The sequence below is a fragment of the Sphingobium indicum BiD32 genome (assembly GCF_000382885.1).
Taxonomy (GTDB): Bacteria; Pseudomonadota; Alphaproteobacteria; order Sphingomonadales; family Sphingomonadaceae; genus Sphingobium; species Sphingobium japonicum_C.
The window spans coordinates 1-5,680 of the sequence record NZ_CAVK010000092.1 but is presented as its reverse complement, the minus strand read 5'-3'; the positions used below and the strand labels follow the sequence as shown (position 1 = coordinate 5,680).

The 5,680-nt window shown below is 62.0% G+C and carries 7 protein-coding genes and 1 pseudogene; 4 read left to right on the top strand and 4 right to left on the bottom strand.

The window, feature by feature from the left end; genetic code table 11:
• Positions 1-747 (bottom strand): type I restriction endonuclease (locus tag EBBID32_RS09990; protein ID WP_037490044.1); only part of this gene is annotated, 747 nt, incomplete at its 3' end.
• 89 nt (positions 748-836) lie between these two features.
• A complete protein-coding gene (locus EBBID32_RS09985; protein WP_006955460.1) occupies positions 837-2,198 on the bottom strand; it encodes an amidohydrolase in 1,362 nt (453 codons plus the stop codon).
• A 260-nt stretch (positions 2,199-2,458) separates the two neighbouring features.
• On the opposite strand from EBBID32_RS09985, the gene EBBID32_RS09980 reads away from it, so the two are divergent.
• The 3 genes from EBBID32_RS09980 to EBBID32_RS09975 are packed head-to-tail and all read left to right on the top strand — an operon-like array spanning position 2,459 to position 3,148.
• Complete coding sequence (locus EBBID32_RS09980) at positions 2,459-2,719, top strand: hypothetical protein (RefSeq protein WP_006955455.1); 261 nt, start codon at positions 2,459-2,461, stop codon at positions 2,717-2,719.
• 12 nt (positions 2,720-2,731) lie between these two features.
• Positions 2,732-2,860, top strand: a complete 129-nt coding sequence (locus EBBID32_RS25105; protein WP_006955453.1) for a hypothetical protein — start codon at positions 2,732-2,734, stop codon at positions 2,858-2,860.
• A 3-nt stretch (positions 2,861-2,863) separates the two neighbouring features.
• Complete coding sequence (locus EBBID32_RS09975) at positions 2,864-3,148, top strand: hypothetical protein (protein ID WP_006955451.1); 285 nt, start codon at positions 2,864-2,866, stop codon at positions 3,146-3,148.
• 189 nt (positions 3,149-3,337) lie between these two features.
• Here the strand turns inward: EBBID32_RS09975 and EBBID32_RS09970 are convergent, their stop codons facing one another.
• Complete coding sequence (locus EBBID32_RS09970) at positions 3,338-4,129, bottom strand: 3-hydroxybutyrate dehydrogenase (RefSeq protein WP_006955450.1); 792 nt, start codon at positions 4,127-4,129, stop codon at positions 3,338-3,340.
• Positions 4,126-5,301, bottom strand: coding sequence for a DUF3734 domain-containing protein (locus tag EBBID32_RS09965; protein ID WP_006955440.1), 1,176 nt, complete (start codon positions 5,299-5,301; stop codon positions 4,126-4,128). Before EBBID32_RS09965 ends, EBBID32_RS09970 begins: the two co-directional genes overlap by 4 nt.
• Before the next feature lie 145 nt (positions 5,302-5,446).
• Between EBBID32_RS09965 and EBBID32_RS09960 the strand changes: the two are divergent.
• Positions 5,447-5,680, top strand: a pseudogene (locus tag EBBID32_RS09960) (KPN_02809 family neutral zinc metallopeptidase); the annotation flags it as partial.

Here is a 5,680-nt window from a genome sequence, read left to right as displayed (position 1 = left end):
CTTCTGAATCGGGCTCTCAGGCTCCGGCAAGGTGGATGCATTAAGAGCAGAGGTAAGCCGATCGTTGACGTGGTCACGAATAATGGAAGCAAATGCGCTACCAATAAGCCGCTGAAAGCTGTCTTTGATTTGCGCTGTCACGCGACCAGGTTGAACACGGCTAGCTATCAAGCGGGTGAGTTCCTCAGATGGCGACGCCATCTCACTTTCAAGTTCCTTGCGGACGAGTGATTCGAGTTTCAGATTGCCTGCTTCACGAACAATATTGTCGATATTGAAACCGGTTCGCGTAAAATGTTCGAGGATTTTAATGTCTGACTTGCGGATGGAGTCCAGATTTAGGGTGAAGAACGGCTTTCCGTCCATCCGGTTGGCTTGATCCACGTCCGAATAAAACTGATAGATGACGCCGTTTGTTAGGATCGCCAGCCGCGCATCTGTGACGCTAAAATAGCGAAAAAGCTGTGCTGCATGATTGACATTCAGTTCAGCAGTGGAAGGCTTGCATTCGACAAGGATAGACAGAATATTATCTATACAAATCGCGTAATCGACTTTCTCGCCCTTCTTGGTTCCAACATCTGCGCTATATTCCGGGATAACCTCGGATGGGTTGAATACGTCGTAACCCAGCATCTGAAGGAAGGGCATGACAAGAGCTGTTTTTGCAGCCTCCTCCGTCAGCAAAACTTCGCGATGCTTTTGTGTCCTCGTTGCCAGTTCAGTAAGTCGTGCTGCCAAATCCATGCCAAATGCCCCCTGCTAAACTGACTCTTTGAACATGCCGTGATTTGGCCGGTTGTGCCAACAGGAAAAGATCGGCGCCGGACCTTTTCCTACTCCTTCTTCAATATATCCAGCGCCAGCACCGTCATCGCCTCGCTGGCCGTCGCGATCAGCTTGTCGGCTTGCGGCGCCCAGAAGGGGCTGTGGAGGGAGGGGAGCGATGCCTGTCCTGCCTGCGCCGCCGCCATCTTGTCGGCGGGTACGCCGCCGACCCAGAAGATGAAGCTTTGGATAGCCTTGTCCGCGCGATAGAAGCGGCCGAAATCCTCGCCGCCCATCACGGCGGGGGTCTTGACCACCTGGCCTTGCGGGAAATGGTCTTTCAATATCCCCGCCATCTGTTCGGCAAATTCGGGCGGGTTATAGGTCGATGGGGTGAATTCATCCTTCACCGTCACCACCGGCATCCGGTCGTCCGGTACGCCCGCGGCAATCGCTTCACCGCGCGAAATCCGCTTGATCCCCTCGATCAGCTTCGCCCGCGTCTCGTCCGAATAGCTGCGGATCGTCAGCAGTAATTTCGCCTCGTCGGGGATGATATTATGCTTGGCCCCGCCCTGAAAGCTGCCCACCGTCACCACTGCCGGGTCCGAAGGCTCCTGTTCGCGGCTCACCAGAGTCTGGAGCGAGCCCACGATCCGCGATCCCAGCACGATCGGGTCTTTGGTCGTTTGCGGATAGGCGCCATGGCCGCCGACGCCGCGCACCAAAATGTCGACGCTGTCGACATTGGCCAGCGCGAAGCCCGGCGTATAGCCTATCTTCCCCGCTTCTAGATTGGCCGCGTCATGAAAGGCGATGGCGTGGGTCGGCCTGGGGAAGCGTGTATATAGTCCATCCTCCAGCATCAGCCGCGCGCCCCGCCCAACCTCCTCGGCGGGCTGGAGGATCATGACCAGCGTGCCTTTCCAATCGTCCTTCGCCGCCGCCAGCAGCTTCGCGGTTTCGATAAAGGCGGTCATATGCGTGTCATGGCCGCAGGCGTGCATCACGCCGGTCTCGACGCCTTCGGGGGTCTTGGTCCGCACCTTCGACGCGAAGGGCAGGCCGGTCTGCTCCACCACCGGCAGCCCGTCCATGTCGGCGCGGATCAGCAGCACCGGGCCGGACCCGTTCTTCATCACCGCGACGACGCCGGTGCCGCCGACCTTCTCGGTCACGTCGAACTTCATCGCTTTCAGCCGCTTGGCGAGCTTGGCGGCGGTGTTCACCTCCTGCTCCGACAATTCGGGATTGGCATGAAGATCGCGATAGAGCGTCATCAGCCCGTCCATATCCTTGGCGATCGCAGCGCCAATCGCGCTCTGCGGGGGTGCGGTGGGGACGGGGGCCGGGGCCGCAGGCTCGGTCTGCGCGGCGGCGATGGACGAAAAGCTGGCGGCGGCCAATATGGCCGTGAGCGCATGGCGCATGATGAAAGTCTCCCTTGGTTGCCCGCAGCATAAGGGCATTTTATGCGCGTTAAAGGGGGCTGCGGGCCGGACGACGAAAAAGCGCCCGCCCTTGTAAAGTCCCGCCATCCATACTATTTCACAAGTGAAAGGAACGATCCGCCGCACTGCGCGGCCCCATGATCGTCCGCCCCCTTGCGACATGATTGATCCGCGCGCGTCCGACGAAGCGCAGCCTGTCGCCCCGACATCCCGTTTCCTCGCGCAAAGGAGCCTGCTCCATGGCCCAGACATCCGCCTTCTGCCTAGCCCAGCAGTCGATCCATCACGCCCGTTCGCTGTCCGAAACCCTGCCCAATGCGCGCCGCGTCGCAGTCGCCGCCGCCAATGCCTGGGGCCGCGAAGCCAAGCTTGCCGCCAGCGCCGAGCGCCGCCGCGCCACCCGCACGGTAGAAACGGAGGATGAAGCGATCGCCGCCGAATTCCGCGCCGAAGAGGAAGCGGAAGCTGCTCTGAACGCTGCATCCACTCCCGCGAACTGAAAGACCCAGACCATGGCCAAAAGTCAGAAGAAATCGAGCAAAGAGATCCGCAAGCCCAAGGCCGAAAAGCCGCCCAAGGCCAATGCGTCCAACCCGTCGACCAAGCCCGGCCCGGTCGGCATCGTGACGCTGAAAAGCTGATCGATGACGACCGATACCCCCGTCCAGCCCGCCGCCGCGCCATCCTCCAACCGCACATCGCCGGGCCGCCGCTTCACCCCGCATAATGCGGTGCGCCTGTCCCCGGCCGAAGCCGAACGGCAAGGCCGCGTCACGCGCATCGTGATCGAGAAACTGGGCGCGCCTGCCGCGATCCTGTTCCTCAACAGCCAGCATGACGGCCTGCCCGACCGCCCCCTGCCGCTGGCGACGGCGAGCGAGGACGGACTGCAATCGGTGCTGCGTCTGCTGGAGCCGAAGGCGACTTAGATCCCGATGACTTTACCTTGATCCGTTCGTCCTGAGTAGCCGCCGAGCTTGTCGAAGCGGCGTATCGAAGGATGCGTATCAGCGCGATGCTTCGATACGGGCCTTCGACAAGCTCAGTCCCGGCTCAGCCCGAACGGAGGTTATGCAAGCTAAAGTCATCGGGATCCAACTATCAGGACGGGCGGCGCATCACTGCGCCGTCCACCCGCCATCGATGCTCATATTCGCGCCGGTGATGTTGGCGGCGGCGTCGCTGCACAGGAACATCGCCATCGCCGCGACCTGTTCGACCGTCACGAACTGCTTGGTCGGCTGGCCCGCCAGCAGCACGTCGTTCATCACCTGCTCGCGCGTCAGCCCACGCGCCTTCATCGTGTCGGGGATCTGGTTTTCCACCAGCGGGGTCCAGACATAGCCGGGCGAAATGCAGTTGGCGGTGATGCCAAATGTCGCGACTTCCAGCGCCACCGTCTTGGTGAAACCCGCAAGGCCGTGCTTGGCCGTCACATAGGCGCTCTTGAACGGGGAGGCGGTCAGCGAATGGGCGCTGGCGGTCTGGATGATCCGGCCCCATTTCCTGCCCTTCATATAGGGCACGGCCAGCCGCGTCGCGTGGAACGCGCTGGTCAGGTTCAGCGCGATGATCAGGTTCCATTTGTCGACCGGAAAATCCTCGACCGGGGCGACATGCTGCATTCCGGCATTGTTGATCAATATATCGACCCCGCCAAAGGCCGTCGCGGCCTCCGCCATCATCGCCTCGATCTGCTCCGGCTTGGTCAGGTCATGCCCGCTATACAGCGCCTTGGCCCCGCTCAGCGCCTCCAGCCCCAGCCGTTCCTGCTCGATCGCATCCTTGTCGCCAAAGCCGTTGATGACGATATTCGCGCCTTCCCCGGCCAGCGCCTTGGCATAGGCCAGGCCAATGCCTGACGTCGAACCGGTGATCAGCGCGGTCTTGCCCGCAAAAGCCTTGCTCATGCCTTTTTCTCCTTGAGATGATCGGGCGCGTCGAGGTCGAAGGTCGCGCTCTTGCCGTTCAGGATGTTGCGGGCGATCAGGTCGCCCTTGTGCATCACTTCCTCCACCGCGTCGCGGCCCTGGCTCCAATGGTCCAGCATCGTGGCGCGGGAAAATTCAAAGTCTTTCGCGCCGCTTTCCCAGTTGCGGCTGCGGTAGATGAGGTGGACGATATTGACCGACCCGCCATCCAATATGTCGCGCAATTTCTGCGCCTCCGGCTCGTCGCGCAGTTCGGGTGGCAGCTTTTCGAGCAAGGCCTTGATCGCGCCATGTTCACGCCGCAGCCGCAGATACTGGTCGGTGACCTGACGGGTGCGGCTGGAAAACTGGATATCCTTGGTGCGTGAATACACGTCGGTCATCTGGCGCGGCATCGGCCCTTCGGCGGGGAAGAGGTCGACCTGGAATACCAGCATATCCTCGGTCTGATGGTCCAGCACATGGGCGAGCGGGGTGTTGGACACGATGCCGCCATCCCAATACCAGCGCCCGTCAATCTCGACCGGCGGCAGGCCCGGCGGCAGCGCGCCCGATGCCATGATGTGGCGCGCGTCGATCCGGGTATTGCCGCCCGGCCCGCGCGTATCCCAATAGGCGAAATTGCCGGTCTCCACATCGACCGCGCCCACCGACAGCCGCACCGGACCGTCATTCAGCAGATCCCAGTCGATACAGGCGTCCAGCGTATCCTTCAGCGGTGCGCTGTCATAGAAGCTGATCGCGCCCGCCGACCCTTCGGGCATCATCGTCGCGGGCCACAGGCGCGGGCGGAACATGCCCGGCACGCCAAAGGTCGCCACCGTGCCCGCGGCGGCCAGATGCGCAATCTCGCGGATATGGTCGATGTCGGGCAGCAGGATGTTGGGCATCCCGCCCGACACGGTGTACCAGAATTTCTTGAGGCGGCTGATCCGCCGATGGGGCGGGTTGCCCGCGATGATTGCGGCATTGACCGCGCCGATCGAAATGCCCGCCACCCAGCTGACATCCACCCCCAGTTCGTCCAGCCGCTCATAGACGCCCGACTGGAAGGAACCGAGCGCACCCCCTCCCTGAAGCAGCAGCGCGACTTCGCGGGGCAGGGGCAAAGGCGTGCGGGCGCGGCGGAGGGGTTTGGGCTGATTGTCCATGATGCAGTGCAATATATGTATTGGGCGCGGCAATCCAACTTAATGTGGGTCGATAAAATTTGCTTTGCGCGCAACCCTCTGGCCATCCCGGCGGTTTGCAGCATCCGGCAAATCGCGTAGGCAGGGTGCAAAGAGGGAGGGCGTCATGCGTCTCGACGACGAACAGGAAAGCAGCCATTTCGAGGTGCAGGATGGCCGGGGTGGCGGCCTTGGCGGCGGTGGCCTGGGCGGCGGACTGGGCATGCTCCTGCCGCTGATCGGCAGCAGGTTCGGCTGCGGCGGCATTGCCGTGGCGCTGATCATCATGGTGGTGATGGGCATCAATCCGCTCAGCCTGATCGGTGGTGGCGGTGGCGGGCCGCCGGTCCAGACGCAGCGC